Source organism: Kitasatospora putterlickiae, assembly GCF_039527695.1.
In the GTDB taxonomy this organism is placed as follows: Bacteria; Actinomycetota; Actinomycetes; order Streptomycetales; family Streptomycetaceae; genus Kitasatospora; species Kitasatospora putterlickiae.
The window spans coordinates 1-1,789 of record NZ_BAAAKJ010000458.1 but is presented as its reverse complement, the minus strand read 5'-3'; the positions used below and the strand labels follow the sequence as shown (position 1 = coordinate 1,789).

The window sequence follows — 1,789 nt, the reverse complement described above, 5'->3', positions numbered from 1 at the left end:
GCGAGGCGGTCGGCGGCGACGGCCGGCCGGTGGACGACCGGCGGGGGGAGGTGCGCGAGGCCGGGTGAGGGACGGGGCGGCCGGACGGGGGCCGGGGAGCGGAGGGCCTAAGGTGGAGGCAACCTGATCGACACTGCACGTGCCAAGGAGCCTCGCCTTGTACCCGACGCGTCCCCGCAGCGCCCTGCGTACCGCCGTGGTGTGGGAGGTGGTGCGCGCCGCCCTGGAGAAGCGGGTGGCCGAGCTGGACCAGCCGGTGCTCGACGTCGTCGACACCGGCGGCGGCACCGGTAACTTCGCCGTGCCGGTGACCTCGCTCGGCCACCGGGTCACCGTGGTCGACCCGAGCCCGGACGCGCTGTTCGCGCTGGAGCGGCGGGCCGCCGAGGCCGGCGTGACCGACCTGGTCCGCGCCGTGCAGGGCGACACCCAGACGCTCCCCGACCTGGTCGCGCCCGGCACCGTCGACGCGGTGCTCTGCCACGGCGTGCTGGAGGTCGTCGACGACCCGGCCGAGGCGCTCGGCAGCCTGGCCGGCACCCTGCGCCGGGGCGGCTTCGTGAGCCTGCTGGCCGCCAACCGCAACGGCGCCGTGCTCGCCCGGGCGCTCGGCGGTCACTTCGACGACGCCCGCGCGGTGCTGGGCGCCACCGACGGCCGCTGGGGCCCGAGCGACCCGATGCCGCGCCGCTTCACCGGTGACGAGCTGGACCGGCTGGCGGCCGGGGCCGGGCTGCGGGTGGAGTCGGTGCACGGCGTGCGGGTCTTCGCCGACCTGGTGCCGGGCGTCCTGGTGGACACCGAGCCGGGCGCGCTGGACGCGCTGCTCAAGCTGGAGGAGGCCGCCGCCGGGCAGCCGGCCTTCCACGCGGTGGCGACCCAGCTCCACCTGCTGGCCACCCTGGGCTGACCGGACGGCCCACCGCCGTTCGCCGACGGATTTCCCGCCGTTCGCCGACGGACCTTCAGCGCGCCCTCCCCGCGTCTCCCCGCCTTCTCCTCGGGATCTCCCCAGGTCCGGGCCGATTCCAATGGATCGGGCACTTGTCCGCCACCCGCCGCGTTGAGGGTGGTGCGGCGAGCAGCCGCCGAAGTGGCCGGGCCCACGCGTGGCCGACCACTCCGCGAAGGGCCCGTGGACCGTATGATCTGGGTAAAGCCGGAAAGCATGACCGCCGGACGCTCGGGGCATATGGACGTCACGGGCCCGGGCCCCCGCACAGGCGTCCGACCGCGTGTTCTGAAGGCCGATTTGGACTTGCCACCCCGACCGGGGCGGCGGACCGGTCGCACCCGCGACCGACGAGTAGGAGGACTCCGTGCCGCTCTCGGAGCACGAGCAGCGACTGCTCGACCAGATGGAGCGAGCGCTGTATGCCGAAGATCCCAAATTCGCGACGGCGCTTGAGGGAACCGGCCTGCGCACCTACACCCGTCGACGGGTGTATCTGGCCATCGGCGGCTTCGTGGTCGGCATCGGCCTGCTGATGGGCGGCATGGTCGTCGACCAGATCTGGGTCAGCGTGGTGGGCTTCCTGGTGATGCTCGGGTGCGCCGTCTTCGCTGTGACGGGCTGGCGCCGCGGGCCCGCCGGACAGGCGCAGCGCCCCGGTGGTCAGGCCGCCGCTCCCCGCCGCAAGGCCGGGATGATGGACCGGGTCGAGCAGCGCTGGCAGCGTCGGCGCGACGAGCAGACCGGCGGGTTCTGAGACCCCGCGGACCCCACAGGCCTTCCAGACCTCACGGTCGTACGGGAACGCGACGAGGGCGGGCAGTCGATCGACTGCCC

2 protein-coding genes are annotated in these 1,789 nt (G+C 74.3%); both read left to right on the top strand.

The annotated features are described in order from the left end of the window. Positions 1-157 precede the first annotated feature (157 nt). Positions 158-910 (top strand): methyltransferase domain-containing protein, encoded by a 753-nt coding sequence (locus tag ABD308_RS36705; RefSeq protein WP_344344601.1) that lies wholly within the window; start codon positions 158-160, stop codon positions 908-910. Positions 911-1,319: 409 nt separating this feature from the next. After that, positions 1,320-1,709, top strand: a complete 390-nt coding sequence (locus ABD308_RS36700) for a DUF3040 domain-containing protein (protein ID WP_344344599.1) — start codon at positions 1,320-1,322, stop codon at positions 1,707-1,709. Positions 1,710-1,789 lie beyond the last annotated feature (80 nt).